The organism is Cobetia sp. UCD-24C, assembly GCF_001306765.1.
Taxonomy (GTDB): Bacteria; Pseudomonadota; Gammaproteobacteria; order Pseudomonadales; family Halomonadaceae; genus Cobetia; species Cobetia amphilecti.
The window spans coordinates 391391-417713 of record NZ_LJTD01000003.1 but is presented as its reverse complement, the minus strand read 5'-3'; the positions used below and the strand labels follow the sequence as shown (position 1 = coordinate 417713).

At 63.9% G+C, this 26323-nt stretch carries 21 protein-coding genes; 17 read left to right on the top strand and 4 right to left on the bottom strand.

The window, feature by feature from the left end; translation table 11 throughout:
- The first annotated feature begins 109 nt into the window (after positions 1–109).
- The 10 genes from AOG28_RS05945 (at position 110) to AOG28_RS05900 (ending at position 12771) form a co-directional block, all read left to right on the top strand.
- Complete coding sequence (locus AOG28_RS05945; protein WP_043333871.1) at positions 110–442, top strand: YbaB/EbfC family nucleoid-associated protein; 333 nt, start codon at positions 110–112, stop codon at positions 440–442.
- On the top strand, positions 442–1068 hold the full coding sequence (gene recR, locus AOG28_RS05940) for a recombination mediator RecR (protein ID WP_043333870.1): 627 nt from the start codon (positions 442–444) through the stop codon (positions 1066–1068). Before AOG28_RS05945 ends, recR begins: the two co-directional genes overlap by 1 nt.
- Before the next feature lie 217 nt (positions 1069–1285).
- Positions 1286–2467, top strand: a complete 1182-nt coding sequence (gene rnd / locus AOG28_RS05935) for a ribonuclease D (RefSeq protein ID WP_054555756.1) — start codon at positions 1286–1288, stop codon at positions 2465–2467.
- A 116-nt stretch (positions 2468–2583) separates the two neighbouring features.
- Positions 2584–2940: a YcgL domain-containing protein gene (locus AOG28_RS05930; RefSeq protein WP_235506957.1), complete on the top strand. Its 357-nt coding sequence runs from the start codon at positions 2584–2586 to the stop codon at positions 2938–2940.
- Between the two features lie 69 nt (positions 2941–3009).
- A complete protein-coding gene (locus AOG28_RS05925; protein ID WP_054555633.1) occupies positions 3010–3489 on the top strand; it encodes a YcgN family cysteine cluster protein in 480 nt (159 codons plus the stop codon).
- A gap of 451 nt (positions 3490–3940) precedes the next feature.
- Entirely contained in the window at positions 3941–4567 is a 627-nt protein-coding gene (locus AOG28_RS05920) for a TetR/AcrR family transcriptional regulator (protein WP_054555632.1), read from the top strand.
- A gap of 84 nt (positions 4568–4651) precedes the next feature.
- Positions 4652–5920 (top strand): efflux RND transporter periplasmic adaptor subunit, encoded by a 1269-nt coding sequence (locus AOG28_RS05915; RefSeq protein WP_054555631.1) that lies wholly within the window; start codon positions 4652–4654, stop codon positions 5918–5920.
- Positions 5921–5923: 3 nt separating this feature from the next.
- Positions 5924–9007, top strand: coding sequence for an efflux RND transporter permease subunit (locus AOG28_RS05910; RefSeq protein ID WP_054555630.1), 3084 nt, complete (start codon positions 5924–5926; stop codon positions 9005–9007).
- A 228-nt stretch (positions 9008–9235) separates the two neighbouring features.
- Positions 9236–11863: a DUF1266 domain-containing protein gene (locus AOG28_RS05905; RefSeq protein WP_054555629.1), complete on the top strand. Its 2628-nt coding sequence runs from the start codon at positions 9236–9238 to the stop codon at positions 11861–11863.
- A gap of 308 nt (positions 11864–12171) precedes the next feature.
- Positions 12172–12771, top strand: coding sequence for a C40 family peptidase (locus tag AOG28_RS05900; RefSeq protein WP_082388350.1), 600 nt, complete (start codon positions 12172–12174; stop codon positions 12769–12771).
- 103 nt (positions 12772–12874) lie between these two features.
- On the opposite strand, the gene AOG28_RS05895 is transcribed toward AOG28_RS05900, so the two are convergent.
- Positions 12875–13849 (bottom strand): LysR family transcriptional regulator, encoded by a 975-nt coding sequence (locus AOG28_RS05895; protein ID WP_082388348.1) that lies wholly within the window; start codon positions 13847–13849, stop codon positions 12875–12877.
- Positions 13850–14074: 225 nt separating this feature from the next.
- On the opposite strand from AOG28_RS05895, the gene AOG28_RS05890 reads away from it, so the two are divergent.
- Positions 14075–15394, top strand: coding sequence for an MFS transporter (locus AOG28_RS05890; RefSeq protein ID WP_082388346.1), 1320 nt, complete (start codon positions 14075–14077; stop codon positions 15392–15394).
- A gap of 88 nt (positions 15395–15482) precedes the next feature.
- Here the strand turns inward: AOG28_RS05890 and msrA are convergent, their stop codons facing one another.
- Positions 15483–16160 carry a peptide-methionine (S)-S-oxide reductase MsrA gene (gene msrA, locus AOG28_RS05885; RefSeq protein WP_054555628.1) on the bottom strand — a complete coding sequence of 226 codons (678 nt, stop codon included), beginning with the start codon at positions 16158–16160 and terminating at the stop codon, positions 15483–15485.
- Positions 16161–16457: 297 nt separating this feature from the next.
- Here msrA and AOG28_RS05880 point away from each other — a divergent pair, with 297 nt between their 5' ends.
- From AOG28_RS05880 to AOG28_RS05860, 5 genes are all read left to right on the top strand, one after another.
- A complete protein-coding gene (locus tag AOG28_RS05880; RefSeq protein WP_054555627.1) occupies positions 16458–18680 on the top strand; it encodes an FAD-dependent oxidoreductase in 2223 nt (740 codons plus the stop codon).
- Between the two features lie 67 nt (positions 18681–18747).
- Entirely contained in the window at positions 18748–20031 is a 1284-nt protein-coding gene (locus tag AOG28_RS05875) for an ABC transporter substrate-binding protein (RefSeq protein WP_054555626.1), read from the top strand.
- On the top strand, positions 20007–21770 hold the full coding sequence (locus AOG28_RS05870; protein WP_054555625.1) for an ABC transporter permease: 1764 nt from the start codon (positions 20007–20009) through the stop codon (positions 21768–21770). The genes AOG28_RS05875 and AOG28_RS05870 overlap by 25 nt, the downstream gene beginning before the upstream one ends.
- A 59-nt stretch (positions 21771–21829) precedes the next feature.
- Complete coding sequence (locus AOG28_RS05865) at positions 21830–22477, top strand: CDP-alcohol phosphatidyltransferase family protein (protein WP_054555624.1); 648 nt, start codon at positions 21830–21832, stop codon at positions 22475–22477.
- Positions 22478–22572: 95 nt separating this feature from the next.
- The gene (locus AOG28_RS05860) at positions 22573–23271 is read left to right on the top strand and encodes a DUF3047 domain-containing protein (protein WP_054555623.1); all 699 of its coding nucleotides are present in this window, start codon (positions 22573–22575) and stop codon (positions 23269–23271) included.
- A 190-nt stretch (positions 23272–23461) separates the two neighbouring features.
- Here the strand turns inward: AOG28_RS05860 and AOG28_RS05855 are convergent, their stop codons facing one another.
- The gene (locus AOG28_RS05855) at positions 23462–23944 is read right to left on the bottom strand and encodes an FKBP-type peptidyl-prolyl cis-trans isomerase (protein WP_043333860.1); all 483 of its coding nucleotides are present in this window, start codon (positions 23942–23944) and stop codon (positions 23462–23464) included.
- Between the two features lie 493 nt (positions 23945–24437).
- On the opposite strand from AOG28_RS05855, the gene AOG28_RS05850 reads away from it, so the two are divergent.
- A complete protein-coding gene (locus AOG28_RS05850) occupies positions 24438–24722 on the top strand; it encodes a hypothetical protein (protein WP_043333859.1) in 285 nt (94 codons plus the stop codon).
- A gap of 172 nt (positions 24723–24894) precedes the next feature.
- Here the strand turns inward: AOG28_RS05850 and AOG28_RS05845 are convergent, their stop codons facing one another.
- Positions 24895–25872 (bottom strand): lipid A deacylase LpxR family protein, encoded by a 978-nt coding sequence (locus AOG28_RS05845; RefSeq protein ID WP_107336769.1) that lies wholly within the window; start codon positions 25870–25872, stop codon positions 24895–24897.
- Positions 25873–26323: the final 451 nt, after the last annotated feature.

Genomic DNA, 26323 nt, shown 5'->3' with positions numbered 1-26323 from the left:
GTGCCGGCAAGGCACGCACACCACAGGCCGGAGGTGCCACGACATGGCACGTCCGGCAGACAGCATTTATCGTTAGGTCATGTTCAACACGTTATTGATGAGGTGAGCCATGTTCGGTGGAAAAGGCGGTATGGGTAACATCATGAAGCAGGCGCAGGAAATGCAGGAGCGCATGCAGAAGGTCCAGGAAGAAGCCGCCAAGGCGGAAGTCCAGGGCGAATCCGGCGCGGGCATGGTCAAGGTCACCATGAACGGTCGTCATGACGTCGCGCGCGTCGAGATCGATCCGAGCCTGATGGAAGAAGACAAGGAGCTGCTGGAAGATCTGCTGGCGGCCGCCGTCAATGACGCGGTGCGCAAGGTCGAAGTCAATTCCAAGAAGCAGATGGAAGAGGCGACTGCTGGCATGAACCTTCCGGCCGGCTTCAAGATGCCGTTCTGATGGGATTTTCGCCGCTGGTAGATCAGTTGCTGGATGCCTTGCGCGTGCTGCCGGGCGTTGGCCCGCGAACGGCACAGCGCATGGCGCTGCATCTGCTGGAGCGTGATCGCATGGGTGCCGACCGTCTGGTCGGCGTGCTGGGCGAGGCGCTGGAGCGCGTCGGCTATTGCGCGCGCTGCCGCACGCTGACCGAGGAAGAGGTCTGTCAGCTGTGCCTGAGTCCGCGGCGTGATGAGCGCGTGCTGTGCGTGGTGGAATCGCCCGCCGACCAGCTCGCCATCGAGGGCGCGGGTGGCTATGTGGGGCGCTATTTCGTGCTGCACGGCCATCTGTCGCCGCTGGATGGTATCGGGCCCGAGGATATCGGGCTGGATGCGCTGGAAACCCGCGTCCGCGAGAGCCAGATCGAGGAGCTGGTGCTGGCCACCAACCCGACGGTCGAGGGCGAGGCCACCGCACATTACATCGCCGAGCAGCTTCGCGATGTGCAGCACGGTGGGCAGCCGCTCAAGCTGACGCGTCTGGCCTATGGCGTGCCGATGGGCGGCGAGCTTGAATACGTCGATGGCGGCACGCTCAGTCGTGCCTTCAGCGGCCGTCTGCCGTTCACCCTCGGCGAGATCTGATGCGATGCCGGTGCCGACGCTGTTCGGCACCGGCATCAAGGCAGCTTCGGCTTCAAGGCAGCTTCGGTAGCAAAGCAACTACAGCAGCACGTCTGCGGGCGTGGTGGTCAGGAACCACCACGCCCGCGGTCGTTTACCGCCCGGTGTCTGGCGAGTGCCCGTCACCTTCAATTTCCGCTTGCCCGGGCAAGCCTGTCACCACGAGATTTCCTTGCTGATGAGTGATCAACCCGCCACCGCACTGCTGTCAGAACTCGATTTCGAGGCCGTCTGGGTCGAGACCCCCGAGGCGCTGGCCGCTGCCTGTGCAGAACTGGAAGGCGCCGATTGGCTGGCGTTGGACACCGAATTCATCCGCGAGTCGACCTTCTTCCCGATTCCGGCACTGGTGCAGCTGATGGCCGCCCGTGACGGCGAGCTGCCCGGTGCGGATGGCAAGACGCCGCGCATCTTCCTGATCGACCCCACGGTGGTGCCGGCCAGCGAGGCACTCAAGCGTCTGCTGGGGGCAGAGGGTCCGCTCAAGCTGCTGCACGCCTGTGGCGAGGACATGGAAGTCTTCCTGCGCTGGGCGGGCGTGGCGCCGACGCCGCTGATCGATACCCAGATCGCCGAAGGCCTGACCGGCGGCGAAGCCTCGATGGGCTATCAGCGTCTGGTCGAGCGCGTGGTGGGCGTCACCGTGCCCAAGGAAGAGACGCGTTCCAACTGGCTCAAGCGCCCCTTGAGTCAGGCGCAGTGCGATTACGCCGCGCTGGACGTGCTGTTCCTGCCGCAGGTGTGGTCCGAGCAGCGTGATGCATTGCTCGAGCTGGACCGCATGGCGTGGCTTGAAGAGGATTGCCGGGACCCGGGCAGCAGCGGCGGTGCCACGCCGGACCCGGAGTACTGGAAGCGTCATCGCAGCCTGTGGAAGCTCTCGCCGCGTGGCCTGGCCGCCTGGCAGGTGCTGTGCGACTGGCGCGAGGAGCAGATTCGTCTGCGCGACGTGCCGCGTTCACGCCTGCTGGCCGATGCGCAGCTGTTCGGTATCTGCGAGCGACTGCCGACCAATCGCTTCGAGCTGGCCAAGGTCGATGGCATGCATCCGCCGCAGATCAAGCGCCACGGGGACACCGTGCTGACGTTGCTCAAGGACGTGGCGATGATCGATGACAGTCAGCTGCCGCGCGTGCCGCCGTCGCCGTTGGCGCCGGAGTGGAAGAACTGCATGAAGCGCCTCAAGCGTGAGGTCAATGCGGTGGCCGAGACACAGCAGCTCAAGCCTGAGATTCTCGGCAAGCGCCGTGACATGGAAGCGCTGGTGATCGCCGATTACGAGGGCGAGCCGCTGCCCTTGCCGCAGGGCTGGCGTGGTGAGCTGCTGGCCGCGCGCCTGGCCAAGGCGCTCGAGAGCTGACGCTCGCCGCTTTCGTGGGCCAGACTGCAAGGGGGCATGTGCAAGACTCGCGCAGCCTGGCCTGCCAGCAATACAGGTCAGAAACAGGCCAGAAACCGGTAGTGAGCTCTCGGATCATGCCCGTGACGCGAGAGCCCGCTGATGCGCGCAAGCGCTGCAAGATGATGGGTAGCCCGATGACAGACGACAAGATGATCTGCGAGATCTACAAGAGCGCCAAGAAGGACGAGATGTATCTCTACGTCGAGAAGGCGCGTGGTCTCAAGGATGTGCCGGAATCCCTGCTGGGCATCTTCGGCACGCCGACACCTTTGATGACACTGCTGATTCGTGCCGACAAGCCGCTGGCGCGCGTTGCCAGCACCACGGTGCTCGAGAAGATTCGCGAGCAGGGCTTCTATCTGCAGATGCCGCCGGTTAAGGAAAATCTCCTCAAGGAGATTGGCGTGACGCCGCCGGAAACGCATTACTGACGCCCTGTCCGGCAGACAAGACCGTACTGATGAAACGACCCTGCTGCCCGGCAGGGCGAGGAGAGCAAGATGAGCGATGTTCCGCAGCCTGACGGCGGAAAGCGTGAGCGTTTCTGGGAGCGCCACGCACTCTCGGAGCTGAATACCGCCGAGTGGGAGGCGCTGTGCGATGGCTGTGGCCAATGCTGCCTGCTCAAGTTCGAGGATGAAGACAGTGGCGATATCGCGGTACTCGATGTCGCCTGTCGCCTGCTGGATGTGCGCAAGGTCAGCTGCCGCGATTATCCCAATCGCGCCACGCGCGTGCCGGGCTGCATTCCGCTGGATGTCGAGACGGTGGGCAAGCTGCGCTGGCTGCCGGAAACCTGCGGCTATCGTCGCCTGAATGAAGGCCGTGAGCTGCCCGAATGGCACCCGCTGTTGACCGGCGATGCCAAGAGCGTCAAGCGCGCCGGGGTCTCGGTGTCACGCTTTGCCGTCTCCGAGGTATCGGTGCGCCAGCAGGACCTGGAAGACCACATCATCGCGATCATCGATCCCGAGAGCTGAGGCGCGCCGCGGGCGCGTGTCAGATTTCAGGTGGATGCCTTTAGAAAGCGCAGCTCGATGAGCTGCGCTTTCTTGTTTCTGACATTCTGTATCTGGCATTCCGTGCCTGACATTTCGAGTCAGGCATTTCGAGTCAGGTATTCACTGGCCTTGTATTTGACGCCTCTGACCCTCAGTCACGGCTTGATCTGCTGGATAAGATAATTTGCATGAGCTGATTTGCATGAGCTGATTTGCATGAGCTGATTTGCATGAGCTGATTTGCATGAGCTGATTTGCATGAGCTGATTTGCATGAGCTGATTTGCATGAGCTGAATTGCATGGCGAGGCGCGTGCATGCACTCGGCCGCGCAATGTCTGGTTGTAAATAAATGAACGTTCATTTATTTTGTGGGGATTCGCTCAAGACCAGATCAGAACTGACCAGAACAGACTAGAGGCAGACGGGCCATGCGCCATCGTGATGAACACAAGCAGCAGGCGTTGCTGGAAGCCACGCTGCATGAGGTGGCCGAGCATGGTTTTGCCGTGACCTCCGTGGCGCGCATCGCGCGTGCCGCTGGCATGTCGCCCGGCACGCTCTATCTCTATTACCGCGACAAGGATGACCTGCTGGAGGCGACCTTTCGTGAGGTCAGCCGGCGCATCATCGCGGTCGCCATCGAGGCCTTCCAGGCCGAGCCGGCAGAGGCATTCGAGGCCGAGCCGTCAACGCTGTCGCCGGCCGCCCAGCAGCTGAAGTCGGCACTGTGTCGGGTGTGGAATGCCCTGGTGTCGCTGGGTCGCCGTCAGCCTGCGTTGTTCCTCTTTCACGATCAGTTTCTGCACTCTTCCCATATGCAGGACGCCCTGAGGGTGGCCAATCAGGAGCGCGCCGCGCCCTTGCTGGACGCCTTCGCGCTGGGCCAGCAGTCCGGCATCCTCAAGCAGATCGATCTCGCCCTCATCGAGGTGTTCATGTTTCGGTCGATCTACAGCCTGCTGCAGGGCTCCAGTTGCCAGTTGCCGGCCATCAGTGATGCCAGCTTCGACCAGGCCTTCGAGATGGCCTGGGACGCGATCGCGCTTCGCCAGTGAGGGCAGCCAGCCCCGCAGCGCACGCCGGACAGATGACAGATTTTCGCTTGTGCCATTTTATTCCAACGACTCAAGGGCCCGCTGATGAAACTTCGACCTGGTGCCAAGCCACACCTGCGTACTCCTTTCGCCTGGCGGGGAGGCCGCGTCCTTCAGCTGTTCGCCGGACTCGTGCTGGCCTTCGGGCTTGCGGCCTGCAGCGAGGAAGAGGCGCCGCTGGAGAAGCAGAAGGTGCATCCGGTCAAGTTGCTGTCGCTGTCGGATGAAGGCGGCGGTGTCATCCAGCGCTACCCCGGCGTGGTCGAGGCCTCGGAGCGCTCCAACCTGTCGTTCCGCATCGGCGGTGAGCTGCGCGAACTCAAGGTCCAGGCCGGTCAGGAGGTCGAGAAGGGCGAGCTGATCGCGCGCCTGGATGATCGCGATGCCAGAAGCGAGCTCAACAATGCCCGCTCCAGCTTCAATCTGGCGCAGGCGACCTACAAGCGCATGAAGTACTCGGTGGAGAAGGGCGCCATCAGTCGGGCACGCTTCGATGAGGCGCAGGCCGAATTCCAGTCGGCGCAGGCCCAGTATTCCCAGGCGCAGGACCAGCTCAGCTACACCTATCTCAAGGCGCCCTATGACGGGGTGATCGCGCGCGTGCCGGTGGACAACTATCAGGTGGTCGCCGCCCAGGAAACCATCGCCGTGCTGCAGCAGCCGGGGCAGATCGACGTGATCTTCAACATGCCGGAGCGTCAGGTGCGCGCCATCGATCGTGAGCGTGCCGAGGCCGGGCGCCTTGAGGACGCCGCCCTGGCCTGGGTGCGCTTCGGCAGTGGCGAGTCGCGCTACCCGGCCCGCTACAAGGAGCACGACACCAGCGCCAGCGAGGGCTCGCTGAGCTATGAAGTCACCCTGACGCTGCCGGAGCCGCAGGACATCACCGTGCTGTCGGGCATGAGCGCCACCGTGGAACTGGACATGCAGCAGCTGACGGCGGCGACCCAGGGCCAGTGGCGCGTGCCGATCGAGGCGGTGGTCACTAAGGAGGAAAGCCCGAACCAGGCCGTGGTGTGGCGCTATGTGCCCAAGGGCGGTGACACCCAGGCGAGCGCATCGATCAACAATGACACCACCACGGACGCCGGCTCAGACGACGGCAAGAGCGAGGGCAAGAGCGAGGGCAAGCAGCAGGAAGCTGGCGCCCAGGGCACCGTCGAGGCCGTGCCGGTCACGGTACTGCAGGCCACCGGCGAAGGGCTGGTGATCACGGGAGAACTGAGTGCCGGTGACCGTCTGGTCACGGCGGGTGCCAGTCGCATGGAAGCCGGGGAGCCTGTGCGTCCCTGGGTCAAGGAAGCGGGGCTCTGATCCATGGTCGATTATTTCCTGAGACACAAGGTCATCAGCTGGATGGTCGTGTTGCTGCTGTCGGTGGGTGGCGTGACCTCCTTCTTCGGCCTCGGCCAGCTGGAATTTCCCGAGTTCACCATCCGCAACGCGGTGGTGATTACCCAGTACCCGGGCGCGACGCCCAAGCAGGTGGAAGAGGAAGTCACGCTGCCGCTGGAGAAGGCGATCCAGCAGATTCCCAATCTCAAGCGCGTCAGCTCGGTCAACAGCTCCGGTCTTTCCCAGATCACGCTGGAACTCGAGAGCAGCGTGCGCGAAGACGAGATGCAGCAGTACTGGGACCTGCTGCGCCGCAAGATCAATGACGCCCAGTCGAGCCTGCCGCCCGGCAGTGGTTCCTCGATCGTCAATGACGACTTCGGCGATGTGTTCGGGCTGCTCTACAACCTGAGCGGCAAGGGCTATTCGGCGCATGACCTCGAGGACCAGGCCGACTTCCTGCAGCGCGAGCTGACGTTGGTGGAGGGGGTCAAGAAGGTCTCCATCGTCGGCGCGCGCAGCGAGCAGGTCATCGTCGCGCTGGATCGTGATCGCATGCAGGCGCTGAACATCTCGCCGGATCAGCTCGCCAACCTGCTCAATGCCCAGAACGTGGTCGGCGACGCCGGGCGGATCCGTCAGAACGGCCTGTCGCTGGAACTTCAGCCAAGCGGCGAGTTCCAGAGCGTGCAGGACCTGGAGCGTCTGGTGGTCGGGCGTCCCGGCAATGGTGGCCTGATTCGTCTCGGCGATATCGCCTCGGTCAGCCGCGAGTACACCGAATCGCCGTCGCGCCTCTATCACACCGATGGTGAGACGGCGCTGTCGCTGGGCATCTCGTTCGCCTCTGGCGTCAATGTGGTCGAGGTCGGTGCGCTGGTCGACAAGCGTCTTGGCGAGCTTGAGTCGCGCATGCCGCTGGGCATGGAGCTGACCACGGTCTACCACCAGCCCCAGGTGGTGGATGAGGCGGTGTCCGGCTTCTTGATCAACCTGGCCGAGGCCGTCGGCATCGTGATTCTGGTGCTGCTGGTATTCATGGGCGTCAAGAGCGGCGTGCTGATGGGGCTGGTGCTGTTGATCACCATTCTCGGCACCTTCGTGATGATGTCGATTCATGGCATCGAGCTGCAGAAGATCTCGCTGGGGGCCTTGATCATCGCGCTGGGCATGCTGGTGGATAACGCCATCGTGGTCACCGAGGGCATGTTGATCGGCCTCAAGCGCGGCAAGACCAAACGCCAGGCCGCCTTCGAGGTCGTCAATCAGAACCGCATGCCGCTGCTGGGGGCCACGGTGATCGCGATCACTGCCTTCGCGCCCATCGGTCTGTCGCCGGATGCCACCGGCGAGTTCGTCGGGTCATTGTTCTGGGTGCTGTGCTACTCGTTGCTGTTGAGCTGGATCACCGCCCTGACGCTGACACCGTTCTTCTTCGACATGTTCTTCCGCGAAGCGCGGGAGACGGCAGGCAGCGACACGGATGAGAATCAGGAGGAAGACCCCTATCGTGGTGTCATCTTCCGTGGCTTCCGCAGCCTGCTGAGCTGGGCGATTCGCCTGCGCTGGCTGACCCTGGGGGGCGCGGTGGCGTTGCTGGTGGCGGCCGTGATGAGCTTCGGGCAGGTCAAGAATGCCTTCTTCCCGGATGCCTCGACACCGCTGTTCTTCGTCGATGTCTGGATGCCGGAAGGCACCGATGTGCTGGCGACGGAAGCGCGCATCGCCGACCTTGAGCAGCAGGTGCTCAAGATGGACAAGGTCAATCATGTCACCAGCGTCACCGGCGGGGGCGCCCAGCGCTTCACGCTGACCTACTCGCCGGAAGACAGCTATGCAAGCTTCGGGCAGCTGATCGTCGAGACCCAGGACCGGGCCAGTCGCGAAGCGCGCATGGAGAAGGTGATACGCCTGGTGCGCGCCGAGTATCCTGAAGTCGAATACAAGGTGCAGGCGTTGCAGGTCGGGCCCTCGGCCAAGGCGAGTCTCGAGGCGCGCCTCTACGGCGAAGACCCCGCAGTGCTGCGTCAGCTGGCGGGCAAGGTGCGTAGCGTCTTCGAGGAGGAGCCGCTGGCCGACAGCATCCGTCTGTCATGGCGCAATCGCGTCAATCGCATCGAGCCCGAATTCCTGGATGATCAGGCGCGGCGTGTCGGCGTGACACGTGACTCGCTGCATCAGGCGCTGCTGATCAACAGCGACGGCGAGAGCGTCGGTGTCTATCGCGAAGGCTCCGAGCTGATCCCGATTCTGCTGCGCGGTGAAGAGCGTCAGCGCTTCGACCTCGACACCCTGGCGAGCCTCAACGTCTGGAGCGATGAGCAGGAGACCTACGTGCCGGCGGGCTCGGTGATGGGGCCGCTCGAGACCGAGCTGCGCGATCCGCTGATCAAGCGTCGCGATCGTCAGCGCATGCTGGCGGTCTACGCAGAGCCGATGCCGCTGTCCGGCGAAACGGCCGCCAGCGTGCTGGGGCGTATCCGTCCCAAGATCGAGGCCATCGAGCTGCCCGAGGGCTATCACCTGGAGTGGGGCGGCGAGTACGAAACCTCATCCGAGGCTCAGGAGGCGCTGTTCTCCTCGCTGCCGATGGGGCTGCTGGGCATGTTCGTGATCACGGTGCTGCTGTTCTCCAACCTGCGTCAGGCGCTGGCCATCTGGTCCATCGTGCCGCTGACGCTGATCGGTATCGTCAGTGGCCTGATCGTGTTCGGCGCGCCGTTCACCTTCATGGCGCTGCTCGGCACCTTGAGTCTGATCGGCATGGTGCTCAAGAACGCCATCGTGCTGGTGGAGGAGATCAACGTGCAGCTCGATGAGCAGGAGGATCGCTTCCAGGCGGTGGTGCAGGCGGCCGTCAGTCGTGTGCGGCCGGTGTCGATGGCGGCCATCACCACCATGCTGGGCATGATTCCGCTGTTCCCGGATGCCTTCTTCTCGAGCATGGCGGTGGTGATCGTGTTCGGGCTGGGCGTGGCGACCCTGCTGACGCTGGTGGTGCTGCCGGTGGCGTACTGCGCCTTCTTCCGCATCCCGACCGGCAACAAGTCCATGAAGACATCCTGATGTGATGATAATGCGGTAATCTTGGTCTGTGCTGTCTGCGGCCACCCACACCATGACGCCCGATGACAGTGCCATTGTCATCGGGCGTCATGGTGTGGTTCGTGCGCGCTATCCTGCGTGTGGGGCATCGCCGCAAGCCCCTTTCCGTTACACTATGCGCCGCCGGTTGCAAGTTGCCCGGTCGCAAGTGTTGCGTCAGTCGAATCCTATCGAGTCGTGAGGTGTGCCTTGGTCGAACCCCTGAGTGCCTGGTGGGGGCAACAGCTGGTGTTGTGCGGTTGGGGTTTCAGTGCAGCGCCGGAAACGGTGTGGACACCGGCCCAGGCGTGCGCGCGTCTGAAGGCCCAGGAAGTCCCGGATGCGGGCGAGTTGGGATGGCGTCTGCTGGAGGCCTTCCCCAATGACACTCCGGACCCGCTGCACCAGCTGGAGGCGTTGGAATTGCTGGCGCTGGCACGTACTGCCGGCTGGCTGTCAGAGGCGCGCACGCGTGCCTGGCTGATACGTCTGCTCACGGCGATCGGCGGGCGTTTCACCTCGCTGGATGACTGGCTCAAGGCCCTGGCCCATTCACGCAGCGATGCCGGCTGGACGCGAGGCGATGATGGCTTCTTCGAGGCCAGCCTCGCGCTGTCCCAGTTGGAGCACGAAGACGCCGGCGTCACCTGGCCGCGTCTGCAGGAGGCACTGGAGGCACAGCCTCCGGTGGCGGTTACTGAGCTCTGGCCTCAGGGCGAGCGCGACCGGGTCTGGATGGCGCGCGCCATCTTCTCGCCGTGGCTCGGCGGTCAGATATTGACCACCGATGACACCGGCCCGCACGAAGACGGTGTCAGCGGTTTTGACGCCGCGGCGCACTGGCCGGACGTCACGCGCTGGCTGGCCGAGACCTGGGCGATCACCGGGCGTGATGAGCTGATTCGACTGCTGCTGTGGCTGGCCTCGCAGGGGCATCGCTATGGCTGGGACATCGACAGCGCACGCCTGATGACGGCCAGCGACAGCGAGCGTGCCAAGTGGCTGGATGAGCTGGAAGCGGATGCGGCTCAGGAAGAGGCCGAACGCAAGACGGAAGGGCGCAAGGGCGCCCCCGCGCATGCCTCCTCCAGCATCGACGTCGCCGATGGCGGGCTGGAAAAGCCCCCGTCACCGACGGCCTACGGTGAGCTGCTGCTGCAGTATCTCGATCGTGGCGAGCCGCTGGAATTCGCCGCCTGGGACTGGCTGCGTCTGGTCGATCTCGCCTTCGCCGGGCTATGTGCCGGCTGGCTGAGTCGTGAGGAGGGCGAGGACTTCGCCGCCCACGGCATCGACCTGCTGGTGCGCCGCTATGCTGACTGGCAGGGCGTGGCCCGCGCCTATCAGCGCGGTCGCAGTCTGTTCGAGGGTGTCGATCTGACCCGCGACACCGAGAGTGACTGGCGTCCGCTGATGGCGTCGCCGCTGACGCCGCTGCGTTGCGAGCTGCATGCGCTGCTGCCTGCTGCCCAGCGTGAGCGCTGCCGCGCGGCGATTCGCGCCTGGCGCAATGACAGCCGCCACTGGGTGCTGGCCATCGCCAGTATCCGCGAGCCGGACCTGCTCTATCGTCAGGGGCTTGTCGCCGAGGTCGATGCGGCGCGCCGCGAAGAGGCACGCCAATATCTCAACGAGACACTGGCGCTGGACACCCGCGATGGCGTGCAGGGCATGGCGCGCTTCTGGCTGCCGGCGCAGGCGCATCATCTCAACCAGCTGGCCGCCGATGCCGCGCGTGGTGCCTTGCCCGACCCCCAGACGCCCTTCGGGCGTGCCGATGCCGTCGAGCTGGAACGACGTCAGCGTCTGGCCGTCTGTCATCGCTATCCCGCCAGTGTGGTGATGGCCGAGAAGTACGCCTTCTACTTGCTGATGGTCCAGGACAGCGGTGATTTCCCGGCCGATGAGCTGGCCCTGTGTGCCGAGCGTCTGCGCAGTGCCCTGTGCCGCTACTATCCGGACGCCATGCGTCTGCTGGAAGCCTGGGCGGTGTGGGAATCCGCGGTGCCGGAACTCGAGGATCATCCGCTGGTCAACGAGATCCGCTGGCATCTCGATGACCCCGGCAGCCTGTTCCATTGGCTCGACTGGCGCGCCAGCGACTGGCAGGAGCCGGGGCTGCGTCCGAGTCTGGATCGTTTCACGGCGCTGGCGCTGAGCGGTCCGCTCAATACGCCGTGCTGGGGTGAGCCGATGGTCGAGTACGGGCGGGGCGTCGAGGAACTCAGCGGCTGGCTCGAAGGCCATTACGGCCTCGCCAATGCGGAGGCGCTCAAGGGCTTCCTCGACTTCCTGCGCGATGCCGGTGATCGGGACGAATACCAGATCAATTACGGCCCCTACACCCTCAATCGCGCCCGCCTCGACAATGAGATCGACGTGCTGGAAAGCGCCGAGCGCGGCGATGATGAGCAGGTGCATCTGGACCGTCTGCGTCGCGTCAGGGACAACGAGGCGCGCTGCAACGAGCTGGACATGGCGGCGTGGGACATCGCCCAGATGGTGGATCTTGCGATTGCCGGGCGACAGCTGGGCTGGCTGGACGATGCGACCTTCACCGCCTATCTGGACAGCGCCTATGCGATGGCGCGTGACCACTACGGCAGCTGGAAGGAATATGCCCGAGGGCTGTTCGCCGGCTATGCCTTCTTCATGGGCGACACCGACCAGCGTGACAGCTTCCTGCGCGGCTTCCGCGATGCGCTCATCCAGTGGTTGACGGCGGCGCCACCGCTGGCGGGTGCCTGGTCGAGTCTCGATTTCCCGGGCGCGCGCCCGGGGCATTGGCCGGCGTTGCATCTGGATGTGCTGAGCGGAGACGCTCGCACGTTGCACTGAGCGGGATTCAATTCAGGTTGGGTGAGCGGCAGAGGGCACTTCCTCTGATGCTTTGGTCTAACTTGTGCGGCAATGGCATACGGTTTGCGGAAACATGAACTACTATCCTGCGAACGACTCGAGTTTGTCATCTGACTGTCGTCATCGTGTTGCAAGGTGTGCTGCCTGATCCGGCCCACCTTGTCAGATAGTCGCCGTAATATCCCTGATCGATCAACGATCATCGTCATGCATCAATGGTTATCGCCGTCCGCAAGCGCTGCTCACCTTCACCCTTCCAGCGCCGGGCCCACGACGAGGAATGCTGGATGCGCCACGCGTTATTATGCTGTTTTCTGATCCTGCCACTGGGTGTGGCAGGCTGTGCCAGTCACTCAACACCGTCCAATGATGTAGCCTATTACGATGTGGACCTGCCGGAACTGCCGAAGCTCAAGCGCTATCGCCAGTCCGCGTCCCAGCCGGCCGCCGAGTCGCAGGACTACGCCATGTCAGGGCCCAGCATCCGCGATGTCCTGCTGGAAGAGCATGACCGCTGGGCCGGGACGCCCTATCGTCTGGGGGGAACCAACACCCGCGGCATCGATTGCTCCGCCCTGATGCAGCATGTCTTCAGTGATGGCTTCGGCATCGATCTGCCGCGCACCACCACCGACCAGGTGAAGCGTGGCAAGCGCATCGACAAGTCGCAGCTCAAGCCGGGTGATCTGGTCTTCTTCCGTCCCTCGCGTCGTTACAACCATGTGGGTGTCTACGTCGGCAACGGCTACTTCCTGCATGCCTCCACCTCGCGAGGCGTGAAGCTGTCGCGGCTCGACAACGTCTATTGGTCCCAGCACTACTGGCAGTCGCGTCGCCCGATGCCCTACGAGGCCATGCAGATGAAGCTGGCCATGCGCAGCCAGTGAGCCGATCTCGCGTCGCACTGAAACAGACAAGTGTCTTGTTCGACATCACCCGGCCCTGGCCGGGTGATGTCGTTTCTGAGCCCCGGCAAATGTCAGCCACTGCTCAGGAAGGGGGCTCCAGCACAATGCTGTCGGCCTGATCATCAGCGCTCAAGGCATCCTGGGTGGGCCTCCCGGCCGCCGAGTGTTCAATGACGAAATCGACCAGCGCCTGCTCGGCGCGTGACAGGCCGCGCTCGCGGCGCCAGGCGAGTGACAGCTCAAGCCAGGCGGGCTCATCGAAGGATACGGCGGTCAGGTTGTTCTCTTCACGGTCGTCCTCGACCACACGCTTGAGGAAGGTGGTGATCCCGAAGCCACGCGCGACGATCGCCTTGTTGAGGGCGATCAAGTTCGATTCGAAGGCGATGCTCGGCGCGAGACCATGCTGACTGGCCAGGCGCTCGATGAAGTCGCGATGGAAGTAGCCGCGCTTGAAGACCACCAGCTCCTCGGCGAAGAACTCCTCGACGCTGATCTGCGCGCGAGCGGCCAGCGGATGATCGTTCGCCAGGCAGACCACCATTTCCTCGCTCAGGAAGTGGCGTCGAATCAGGCCATGGGTGTCGGTGCCGAGCTGATCCTCGACGATGACGCCCAGGTCCAGCTCGGCATTGTCGATCATCCGGCGCAGGCTCAGGGTGCCGCCCTCGATCACGCTGAGCTTGATGTCGGGATAGCGTGCCTTGAATGCCATCAACAGCGGCGGGAAGTAGTAGGAGCCGAGCATCGAGGAGACGCCGATGCGCACCTCGCCCTTGACCAGCCCCTCGAGCTCCGCCATCGCCAGTGCCGCGCGCTGTGCCTGTTGCAGCAGGGGGCGGGCATGCTCGAGCAGCGTATCGCCGGCCGGTGTCAGGCGCAGACCGCGTGAGCCCCTGACCAGCAGTTGCGTGCCCAGCCGGCTTTCGAGCCCGGCGATCGACTGGCTGACCGCTGACTGGGCCAGGCTGAGTGACTGAGCGGCAGTGGTGAAGCTCTGGTGCTCGACGACACTGACGAAAATCTCCAGTGCGCGCAGATCGAAGGGCAGTTTCATCGCGGAGTCCTTTTGATCGTGAGGTGCTTTTCAGTGCGAGGTTCTTAATCTCATCGCGGAGTCCTTTATCAGCGCAGCTTCCTTCTCGGCGCAGTTTGCGACATCCCTGTGTCGCCTTTGCCATCAGCTTTGCTGATGGCCAGCATCATGTCGAGCTATTTTACTGATGCGGGCGCGCGGCGCAGACTGGCGCCATCCCCATGCTTGATTGAGTGCAGGTACCTGATGGCTTCATCGCTTTCCGCGTCTTCTTCCCCCGATTCCGCCGCCTCGGTCTCTACCGCGCAGTCCGAACTGCCCGAGCCGCTCAAGGCGCGCGGGCGTGACTGGCGGCGCATGACCCAGGCACTGTGTCTGGGCTCCTTCGTGGTCTTCATCAACCTCTATCTGGTGCAACCGCTGCTGCCGCTGCTGGCGACGGATCTGGGCCTGAGCTCGCTGCAGGCGAGTCTGTCCCTGTCGGTGAGCACCCTGACGCTGGCTATGGCATTGCTGGTGTTCGGCCCGCTGTCCGATGCGCTGGGGCGGCGGCGCATTCTGCTGTGGACCCTGGCCGGCGGGGTGGCCTGTTCAGGGCTGGCACTGTTCGCCGAGGGCTTCTGGTCGCTGCTGGCGGTGCGCGCGCTGCAGGGCTTTCTGCTCGGCGGCCTGCCGGCGGTGGCAGTGGCGTACATGAGTGACGAGATGGAGCAACCCGCCTTGATGGTGGCGGTGGGGCTCTACATCAGTGCCAATTCGCTGGGCGGCATCTCGGGGCGGGTCGCGGGGGGCGTGATCGCGGAGCACTGGGGCTGGCAGGCCAGCTTCGCCGCCATCGGCGGCGTCAGCCTGCTGGTGCTGGGGGCGTTATGGCAGCTGCTGCCGCGCCAGAGACGCTTCGTCGCCCAGCCGCTCAAGCTGAGCAGCATGCTGGCAGGTCTGGGCCGCCATCTGCGCAATCCTCGGCTGTGGCCGGTGTTCCTGCTCGGCGGGCTGAATTTCTTCATCTTCGTCAACCTCTACAGCTACATGACCTTCCGGCTGAGTGAGGCGCCCTGGTCGCTCAGCAGTCAATGGCTGGGGCTGTTGTTCCTGACCTATCTGGCGGGCACCTTCGGCGCCTCCCGGTCTGGCCGGCTGGCACGGCGTCTGGTACCGGGAGGTGCGGCTGAGGATGGTGAGGCCGCGCTGGCCATCGCTCAGCGACGCGGTCAGGCGCTGACCATGATGCTGGGCACCGGCATCGTGATGCTCGGAACGCTGCTGACGCTGAGTCACTCTCTCATCGGCATGCTGATCGGTCTGAGCCTGAATGCCTTCGGCTTCTTCCTCGCGCATGCCACTGCCTCGGCCTGGGTCGGACGCAATGCCGAAGGCGCGCGGGCCAGTGCCAGTGCGCTGTATCTGACCGCCTACTATCTGGGCGCGAGTCTCGGCGGCTTCTGGCTGGAACCCTTCTGGCAGGCTGCCGGCTGGCCCGGGGTGGTGGCGGCCAGCGTACTGGTGCTGGCGGTGACCTTCTCGCTGGCAATCCTGTGCTGGCGCCGGGCCACCACGCAGTATTGAGCCTGAGAGCAGCACAGACACCAAGGCCCTCTACGACAACGGCTCGCCATCTGGCGAGCCGTTGTCGTAGAGGGCCTGGAGGGCGGAATCAGTGCGCGGGCGCGTCGTCACCCCAGATCTCCTCCAGACGATCATCGCGGCCACAGCCAGCGCGGTAGAAGCGATAGCGCACCGGGTTCTTCTTGTAGAAGTCCTGATGGTAGTCCTCGGCCGCATACCAGGGCCCTGCCGCCTCGATCTCGGTGGCGATGCCGTCGGGGAACCTGTCCTTCAGCGCATCGCGACTGGCTTCGGCGGCGTCACGCTGGGCCTCATCGAGGGGATAGATGCCGCTGCGGTACTGGGTGCCGGCATCACAAAACTGGCGGTCCACCGCGACCGGGTCGATGTTGTGCCAGAAGACCTCCAGCAGGGTGTCGTAGCTGACCTTTTCCGGCTCGTAGACCACTTTGACCGCTTCGGTATGCCCGGTGCCGCCCGAGGAAACCTGCTTGTAGGTCGGGTTGTCCTGTTCGCCGGCGGTATAGCCGGAGGTGGTCGAGATCACACCCTCAAGCTTGTCGAAGGGGCCTTCCATGCACCAGAAGCAGCCACCGGCGAAGATGGCGACTTCCTGGCCCTGAGCGACCCCCTCGGCGACGCCCTTGGGCGCTGTCTGCGGGTCGAAGGCATTGGCGTGGCCGGCAAGCAGCAGGCCGCCGAGGAGGCTTGCCAGTGGCGTGAGGCGTCTGAGCGCAGGGAAGGGGATTCGCGTGTATCGGGTCATGGTATCTCCGGGAAAGGCGTCATTCCTTCGAGGTGAGTACACGGAAATCTCCATGTCTCGGTGAGCCGTGAGGTGACTGGCGCTGTTGATTCCTCACTGCCTGTATCAGGTTTCTACGCGAATAAACGTGGGATGGATGCGAACATGCAGAATGAAACGTTACCGTTGTCGTGATCAAGCCACTGCCATTCACCCCGCTACGCGAATCAGTGCATCCAGTCAGCGACATGCCTCGTAAGGACACGGTACATCCCAATGACATGCCCATGACGGCAGGAATCGAAAAGGAAATCGCCAGTGAATAAACGCAAGTTACTGCTTCTAGGCGCCATCGTCGCTGCCATCGTGGTGTTCTTTGCCAGCGGGGCGCAGGATTACTTCACCCTGCAGAGCCTCAAGGCCAGCCAGGCGGAATTCCAGGCGTTGTTCGCGGAATCACCGTACAAGGTCGCGGGCACTTTCTTCGTCGTCTACGTGGCGATGGCGGCGCTTTCACTGCCCGGTGCAGCACTGCTGACGTTGCTGGGTGGGGCGCTGTTCGGCTTCGGCTGGGGGCTGTTGCTGATCTCCTTCGCCAGCACCATCGGTGCGACGCTGGCCTTCCTGATTTCCCGCACTCTGCTGCGCGAGAGCATCGAGAAGCGCTTCCGCCGTCAGCTGGAATCCCTTAACCGTGGCGTCGAGCGCGAAGGCGGCTTCTATCTGTTCACGCTGCGCCTGGTGCCGGTCTTCCCGTTCTTCATCGTCAATCTGGTGATGGGCCTGACCCGCATGCGTGTGGTCACCTTCTACGTGGCAAGCCAGCTGGGCATGCTCGCCGGTACCGCCATCTACGTGAATGCCGGTCGCGAGCTGGGCCAGCTGGAGTCGCTGTCCGGCATTCTCTCGCCGGGGCTGATCGCCTCATTCATCGCGCTGGGCCTCTTCCCGCTGATCGCCAAGAAGATCGTCGGCGTGCTGCGCAAGCGCAAGCAGCAGGCGGCCTTCGACAAGCCGAAGACCTTTGATTACGACATGGTCGTCATCGGTGCCGGTTCCGCCGGGCTGGTCACCAGCTATATCGCCTCTGCCGTGAATGCGCGTGTCGCGCTGATCGAGCGCCACAAGATGGGCGGTGACTGCCTCAATACCGGCTGCGTGCCCTCCAAGGCGCTGATTCGTGCCGGGCGTGCGGCTCATGAGATTCGTCAGTCCCAGCGCTTCGGGATCACCGCCAACGAGCCGGAAATCGATTTCGCCAAGGTGATGGGCCATGTGAAGGACGTGGTCGAGAGTGTCGAACCGCATGACAGCATCGAGCGTTACGAGAGTTTGGGCGTGGAAGTGCATACCGGCAACGCCAGACTCAGGACGCCCTGGGAAGTGGAAGTCGATGGTCGCGTGCTGACCACGCGCAACGTAGTGATCGCTACCGGTGCCCGTCCGCGTGTGCCAGCCATCCCGGGCATGGAATTGATCACGCCGCTGACCTCCGAGAACCTGTGGGACCTCAAGGTGCAGCCCAAGCGTCTGGTGGTGCTGGGTTCCGGCCCCATCGGCATGGAACTGGGTCAGAGCTTCGCGCGCCTGGGCAGTCACGTCACCATCATCGAGGGTGCCCCGCGGGTGATGCCGCGTGAAGACGAAGAAGTCAGCGCGCTGATGCACGAGCAGCTGGCCGGTGAGGGCGTCGACCTGCGCATCAATTCCACCGCCACGCGCATCGAGGTGCTCAAGGACAAGGACAGTCAGCCGATGCGCCATCTGGTCGTGAGTTCTCCCGACGGCGAGGAGAGCTGGATCGAGTTCGATGAGCTGCTGGTGGCCATCGGGCGCGAAGCCAACGTCGAAGGCTTCGGTCTGGAAGATCTGGGCATCGCGGTCTCCGAGCGCGGCACCATCGATGTCTCCGAGTCGCTGCAGACGCTGCAGCCGAACATCTGGGCATGTGGCGATGTGGCCGGCCCCTATCAGTTCACCCATGCGGCGGGTCACCAGGCGTGGCACGCGGCGGTCAACGCGCTGTTCGGTGGCCTGAAGACCTTCAAGGTCGACTACCGTATCATGCCGATGGTCACCTACACCGAGCCGGAAGTGGCACGTGTCGGCCTCAACGAAACCGAAGCCAAGGCCCAGGGTTACGAGTACGAAGTCACGCATTACGAAATGGGCGAGAGCGATCGCGCGCTGGCCGAGCGTGCGACGGAAGGCTTCGTCAAGGTACTGACCGAGAAGGGACGCGATCGTATCCTCGGCGTGACGCTGGTCGGTGCCTATGCGGGGGAATGGCTGGCGGAATTCACCATGGCGATGAAGCATGGCATCGGTCTCAACAAGATCCTGTCCACCATCCATCCGTATCCGACACTGTCCGAGGCCAACAAGGCCGCGGCGGGCATGTGGAAGAATGCCCACAAGCCGGAAGGCGTGCTCAAGGTACTCGACCGTTACTTCACCTGGCGCCGCAACGGCCGCTTCGAGCCGACCAAGACCCTCAAGGCAAACGCTGCCGAGCGGACCGTGGCTGTCGAAAAACAGTAATTGCTGAATCATGCCGCGGGCCTGCAGGTGCAGGGTCGCGGCATTTTTCCATCAGGAGAAGCCCTTCATGAAGACGAATCATCTGGCGGGTCGCCGTCGTGCCCTGGCGCTGATGGGTGGCTCGCTGGTCTTGCTGGCCGGCGTCACTGCCAGTCCCTGGGCCGCTTCTCTGGCGTATGCCGCCGACGCGCAGGCCGGGCGCCCGATCCCTGAGCTCGCCTCGCTCGAGTGGCAGGTGATCGCCGAACGTGCGCGCGGTCAACGTATCGACTTTCATGCCTGGGGCGGCAGTGAGGCGACCAACGCCTATCTGCGCGACCAGGCCGAGACAGCGGCGGCGCGGCATGGTATCGAGGTGCGCCACGTCAAGATCGCCGATACCGCCGAGAGCGTCTCGACCCTGCTGGCCGAGAAGGCGGCCGGGCGCCGCGATGGCAGCATCGATGTGATCTGGATCAACGGCGAGAACTTCCGTGCGCTCAAGCAGGCCGAGCTGGTGTGGGGGCCCTTCGTCGAGCGTCTGCCCAACAGCGACTATCTGCTCGAGGAGATCGGCGCGCGTGATTTCGGACTCGCCACCGATGGTCTGGAGGCGCCCTGGGGGCGTGCGCAGCTGATCTTCATGTATGACACCGCGCTGCTGGAATCGCCGCCGCGCTCGATGCAGGCGTTGCTGGAGGTGGCCAGAGAGCATCCCGGACGCGTGACCTATCCACAGCCGCCCAGCTTCCACGGCACCACCTTCCTCAAGCAGGCCTTGATTGAATTGATGCCAGTGGAGCAGCGCGAGGTGCTGGCATCTCCCGTGGCGAGTGATGCTCAGTTCGCTGAGGTGACCGCACCGCTGTGGGACTATCTCGATGCGCTGCATCCCTTGATGTGGGCGCAGGGCGAGCGTCAGCCAGCCGGTGCCGAAGAGCAGATGAAGTTGCTCGCTCAGCGCAGCGTGTGGATCGCGCTGACCTTCGTGCCCCAGGAAGTGGCCAATGCCCGTCAGGAGGGGCGGCTGCCACCGACCATCGAGCCGTATATCCATGACAGCGGCACTCTCGGCAATGTGCACTATCTGGCGATTCCGGCCAGTGCACCGCACAAGGCCGCAGCACTGGTGTGGATCAATCAGTTGATGTCCGCCGAGGCCCAGGCCGCCAAGGCCGACCCCTCACGCTGGGGCGATGACACGGTGCTGGATGTCGCCCGCTTGCCGCCACAAGAACGCGCCGCCTTCGGGGCCTTGCCACAGCTGCCCGGCAGCATGTCGCCCGAAGCGTTGGGCACACTGCTCAGTGAGCCACACCCGAGCTGGACCGATGCGTTGGAGGCCGAGTGGGCGCGACGCTATCGCAACTGACGCAATGGGTCGCTGATCGCTGGCGTGTCGCGCCCGCCACTGGTCATGCGCCGCTGACGCCCGCTCGCGTGCTGCGCTGGGGCGTCTTGCTGTTGCTGCTCGGCCCGACGGCGCTGGGGCTGGCTGGACTGGTCGCGCCGGCCTTCGGGCTGTGGCCGACGCTGGGCTTCGATGAGGTCTCGGCGGTCGCCTGGCAACGTTGGTGGGCCTTGCCCGGGCTGGCGGAGGGCTTTCGACTGACGCTGGTCAGTGGCCTCGGGGGTACGCTGCTGGCGGTGCTGCTGACCATGGGGTGGGTCTCGGCGGCCGCCGGGACTCGTTTCGGCGAGCGCATGGAGCGCCTGCTGGCCCCGATACTGGCGATGCCGCATCTGGCGCTCGCACTGGGGCTGCTGTGGCTGGCCGCCCCGAGTGGCGTGCTGATGCGCCTGCTGCTGGCGCCCTTCGAAGTGCTGGTACCGCCGCAGTATCCGTTGCCGGATGCCCACGGCATCTCGCTGGCGGTCGGTCTGGCGCTCAAGGAGGCGCCATTCTTGATGCTGATGGCGCAGACGGCGCTGTCACGCCTGCCGGTCACGGCGCAGCTGCAGGCAGGGCAGGCGCTCGGCTACAGCATCCCTCAGCTGCGCTGGCGCATTCTGATGCCACAGGTGATGCGCGCCATCGCCTTGCCCATCGGCGCGGTGCTGGCCTACTCGCTGGCGGTGGTGGATGTGGCGCAGGTGCTGGGGCCGACGCGTACGCCGACGCTGGCGGTGCGCCTGATCGAGCTGTGGCGCGACAGTGACCCGTCGGCGCGCCTGCCGGCGAGTGTCGGCGCCCTGATGCTGGCCCTGCTGGTGATCGGGATGATGGCGCTTGGCGCGGCGCTGGGACGCGCTCTGCTCGCCTGGCATCGTGACTGGGTACTGAGCCATCACCCGGCGCGCACAAGCCGTCTGGCGCTGGCGAGCGAAGCCCTGTTCGGGCGTGTCGCGCGCGGAGTGCTGGGCGTGGTCACGCTGATCTCATTGCTCGCCTTCGTGGTGATCGGCGTGCAATCGGTGGCCAGAAGCTGGTTCTTCCCTGCGCTGTTGCCGTCTCGCTGGGGCTGGGAGAGCTGGCACCAGGCCCTCGCTGGCCTGGGGGATGCCTTCAGCAACAGCCTGTGGCTGGCACTGCTGGTGGCGACGCTGGCCGTCATCCTCAGCGTGGCGGTGTTCGAGCGTGAGCGGGAAAGTGGCCGCCTGCGCGGCTTCGTGGTCTGCCTCTATCTGCCATTGCTGCTGCCGCAGGCCAGCTTCCTGTTCGGTTTTCAGGTCGGCTGGTTGAGCCTGGGGGCCAGCCCCGGTTGGGCGGGAGTGGTGATCGGACATCTGCTGTTCGCCTTGCCTTACGCCTGGCTGACGCTGGCCGGCCCCTGGGCACGCTTCGATACCCGACTCGAGCAGGCGGCACGCCTGCTGGGGCATTCACGCCTCGAGGTGCTGATCGGTATCCGCCTGCGTCTGATGCTCAGGCCGCTGGCCATCAGCTGGGCAGTGGCCTTCGCGGTCAGTATCGCGCAGTACGTGCCGACGGTGGTGCTGGGGGGCGGGCGTGTCCCGACCCTGACCACCGAAACCCTGGCGCTGGCGACGGGGGCCGACCCGCGCCTGACCGCGGTGGCTGCCTGCCTGCAGGCCTGTCTGCCGCTGCTGGTCTACCTGCTGGCGCGTGCGGTACCTGCCGGGCGCTCGGTCTCGCCGACGCGCGGTTGAGCGCCTGTCAGGCGCTGGAATGACGATGACCTCAACGATCTCATGGGAGTAGATGCAACATGCTGGACAAGTGGACCTCACGCTGGGTACAGCCGCCTCTGAAACGTCTTGCGAAAAGTGCGGCGGCGCGCGGTCTGCATCCGGATCAGCTGACCCTCGCAGGCTTCGCCATCGGCATGCTGGCGTTGCCGTTGCTGGCTTATGGGCATTTCGGGCTCGCGCTGATCGCGATCCTGATCAATCGGGTGGTGGACGGGCTGGATGGCGCGCTGGCGCGGCACGCCGGCCTGAGCTCCGATGCCGGTGGCTTTCTGGATATCTGTCTCGATTTCCTGTTCTACGCCGCCGTGGTGGTGGGCTTCGCTCTGGCAGACCCTGCCACCAATGCGATGGCGGCGGTGGCATTGCTGTTCGCCTTCGTCGGCACGGGCTCGAGCTTTCTGGCCTTTGCCATCATGGCGGCCAAGCATCAGCTGGAGCGACCCAATTTCACGCGCAAGGCCTTCTATTATCTGGATGGCCTGACCGAGGGCACCGAGACCATCGCCTTCTTCGTTCTGGCCTGCCTGATGCCACAGTATTTCGCGTGGTTGGCATGGATCTTCGCCGCGGCATGCATCCTGACCACGCTGACGCGCGTATGGGGAGGGTATGTCACCTTGCGAGCCCAGGATCAGAATGAGCATCACAGCATCGACCAAGAATGATGCGCTGCGAACCTGGCCTTGCTGATGATACGGCTCGTTACCTTTCTTACTCGCCTTGCTCACTTGCCTTGCTCGGGCGCCTCGGAGTCCTGCCAATGAAGATTGCTTCCCGTCAGTTGCCATCATTCCTGCCCCTGTTCGCGGCAGTCGCCTCCAGCGGCCTGCTGGCGGCGCTACTGCCCTCGGTGACCCACGCGGCTGACAGGAGTTTCTCGCCTGCACAGATCCTTGCCTGGGGCGAGAAGACCTTCGAAGGCCAGACGGCCTATCGCGTGGTGGAGCGCGATGGCAGACCTGCGCTCGAGGTGCGCGCCCGGGGCCAGGCGTCCGCACGCTATCTGGAGCAGGATATCTCGCTGGAAGAGACGCCCTACCTGAAATGGTGCTGGCAGGTGGACAGCATCTACCCGAGCGTGAACGAGAAGACCAAGGGCGGCGATGACTATCCGGCGCGTCTCTACGTGGTCAACAAGACCGGTATCCTGCCGTGGCAGGTCGAGGCCATCAATTACGTCTGGTCCAGCAATGAAGCCAAAGGCAGCCACTGGGACAATGCCTTCACGGATCGTGCCGTGCTGCTGGCCGTTGAATCCGGTGATGAGAAGGTGGGGCAGTGGGTGGCGGAGGTGCGTGATCTGCGTGCTGATTACGCGTCACTGTTTAGCAGCAAGCCGAGCGAGATTGCCGGACTGGCGCTGATGGCTGACGGTGACAATGCCGGCGGTGATGCCACGGCGCTGTTTCGTGGTCTGAGCCTTTCCAGCGATGCCACGCCGCCCAGCTGCGGTGCCTGATCCGGGAGCCTGGGTAGAGAGCTGGGTGTAATGGGCTGACAAGCGCGCCAAGCCAGTCAGGCCGACACGAAGCCAGACACGAAAAAGCCCCGCGACTGATGACTCAGTCGCGGGGCTTTCGGTTCCGGCCTCCCACAGAGTGGGAGGCGCTCATCCGGGGCGATGCCTCAGATGAGGGAAGAGGCGGAGCTTAGTGCTCCACGCCGCCTTCGCCGTGAACGTGGCCGTGTTCCAGCTCTTCGGCAGAAGCTTCACGCACGTTGGTGATCTGCACGTCGAAGTTCAGGGTTTCGCCGGCTAGCGGGTGGTTGCCATCGACAGTGACAGTGTCGCCTTCGACCTTGGTGACGGTGACCATCAGCGGGCCGCCCTGGGTCTGTGCCTGGAACTGCATGCCAGCTTCGATGTCTTCGACACCCTGGAAGGCTTCACGCGGCACTTCCTGGACCAGGGCTTCCTGGACTTCGCCGTAACCTTCTTCCGGAGAGACGGCAACTTTCAGCTCGTCGCCGGAAGTCTTGCCGTCGAGTTCCTTCTCGAGGCCCGGGACGATGTTGCCAGCGCCGTGGATGTAGGCCAGCGGCTCGCGACCTTCGGAGCTATCCAGCACTTCCCCTTCGTTGTTGGTCAGGGTGTAGTGGAAGGATACGACGGCATTCTGGGCGATTTGCATGATGAGAGCCTTTCGATAGGTATATGAACGTCAATGGTAACGTGCCCCTGAGGTGACTGTCAGGGGGGAAACTGGAAAAAAGCCGCGTATCACGTGGCTCCTGGCCCGCTGATGACATTGCCTGAGAGGCAATCCAGCGCACGTTACCTTGTCTTGAAAGTATAGGTGACGCTCGCAGGCGTGCATTTCAACCCTGAAACAGGGTTTTTTCTCACCCCCGACGCCATCGGTGAATAAAGGGGCAAAACGGTTGGATTATCAAGTGTCTGGCGGGGTTGCCCTGTCAGCGCACAGCGGCCTTGCTGCTGGCGGCCATACAAGGTTGGGGCGATGGCTTGCGAGGGCCACAGGGTCTGGTTACTCTGCCTACTCGGATATTGCGGATTCTGACGCGCGGCCCGAGGTGGCCTCGCTCTGCACACTCTGTCCCGTCGCCTGACGGGAAATGATAACTCAGGCGCCATGCGACCCTATTTTTCAGGAGAGAATTTCGATGACCGTGACATTGATCTGGCTGGTGAGCTTCGCTGCGATCTTCATGCTGTGCTTGAACCGCTGGGAAGGCTCGCTGGGTGCCACCGTCAAGCGTGTCCTGCCGGAGGCTCTGAGCATCGATAGCGGTGACCGCTACGTCTGGGGTGTGGCCCTGGGTATTCTGGGTGCGACCTTCATCGTCAATCCCGTCTCCATGCTGATGGCATTGATCGTGCTGGCGCTGATCGTTCTGATCGGCGGCAAGCTGATCTGCTGGGGCATGAGCAAGGTCAAGATGCACTGATCTCACCCGCAGCAACCTTCCGGGAAGCATGACGTTTCCCGCAGACAGAAAGGCCGGGCTATCTGCCCGGCCTTTCTGTTTCTGCTCATCAGACTCTTCTCATCAAGCTCTGCTCATTAGACTCTGCTCATCAGTCGCGTCTTGTCAGTGCCGCCTGCAGCTCAGTGCCGAGTCATAGCCAGGTCGAGAGCGTCAGCGAGCCGAATTGATCGCTCTCCTGCTGCGTCTCGAATTCGTGGGTGCGCCACACGTTGACGAACGCCAGCTGCCAGCGTTGCCAGCTGAGCGCGAAGCCCAGCTGCAGGTCGCCGACCAGTGGGCGACGGTCCACCGAGGCGCTGTCCTCGAAGCCATTGCCATCCAGCAGCATGTTGTAGGCCATCGCGCGGCCCTCGATATTGGCGAACAGGTACCAGGCGAAGTCACCGTCGGGATGGAAGTACTGACGGCCGCCCTGGGCCGGCGCCACTGTCGGTATCCCGTAGCTGCGGGTCAGCCCCTGGCCGATGCGTACCCCGCCACCGACGCCCGCATAGGTGTAGAGATTGCCCAGCGCCACGGAAGCCGAGGGGCCGTACTCCACCTCCAGTCCTGCGGCCCTGGCCGGCAGCCATAGCTGCGTCTGCCAGCCGGTGCTGATCACCGGCTCGTTGTGCAGCTGGTGATCCCAACCCTCCGGCTCATCACTGCCGGTCAGCTTGTGTACCGCCTTCTGAGCATCCTTGGCGCCCGAGGCCGGGCCGACGATGCCGAGATCCAGATTGAAGGTATCCACCCGTCGCCAGTCATCTCCCTCTTCACCGGCGAACAGCGAGACGCCACCGAACAGGTAGCCCGCGTAGGGGCGGTCATCCTGATCCGGTTGCTCGCGCTTGATGTCATTGGGGGTATAGATCTGCTGTCCGAAGCGATAGGCCGTGGCGTCCAGTCGCGCCGCGCTGAAGCCGGGCACCCAGTCCGCGAATGAGCGTGACCAGTGCTGCTCTGGTGTCTTGAAGGTGTAGCTCAGCGCAAAGCCGTTGGTGTAATGGCCATCATCGCCGGAGGTGAGAATGTCGTTCTCGACCTTCAATGACAGCACGCCACCCTCGTCCTCGGCTGCCTCCACCATGGGGGCCAATGCCACCGCGCCCAGCATGATCAATGCCATGCCCAGGCGCCGGGTCGAGAAGGCCGGCGCCATCTGCGGGGCATGGCTTGAGGCGGCGGTACCGCCGGGACTGTCATTGACTGGACTGGGGTAAGCGCGGGGGGAGTTTCTTGAAGATGACGTGACACAAGACAGCTTGCGGGTGCCTGGGCGAGAACCTGGCGGACGGGCAGTGACGGGACGCATCGCAACTCCTGGGACGGGTAGTTGTGTACAGAGTCAAGTTAGGCTGCAGGCGTATAACTTTGCACAAAAAATCCCGATTTCATAGCCTGTTAATCAATAGGCAGTCTGCATATCCCCGCTGCAGCGAGCCGTGCCTGTGTGAGATCGAGGGAGGGGATGCGAAGCGAGGGGGTGGGGCGTGTGGGAGATGCAGGAGCGCGAGAGGTGTGAGAAACGCGAGAGACGCGAGAGACGCGAGAGACGCGGGGATGCGTGAGCCAGGCGA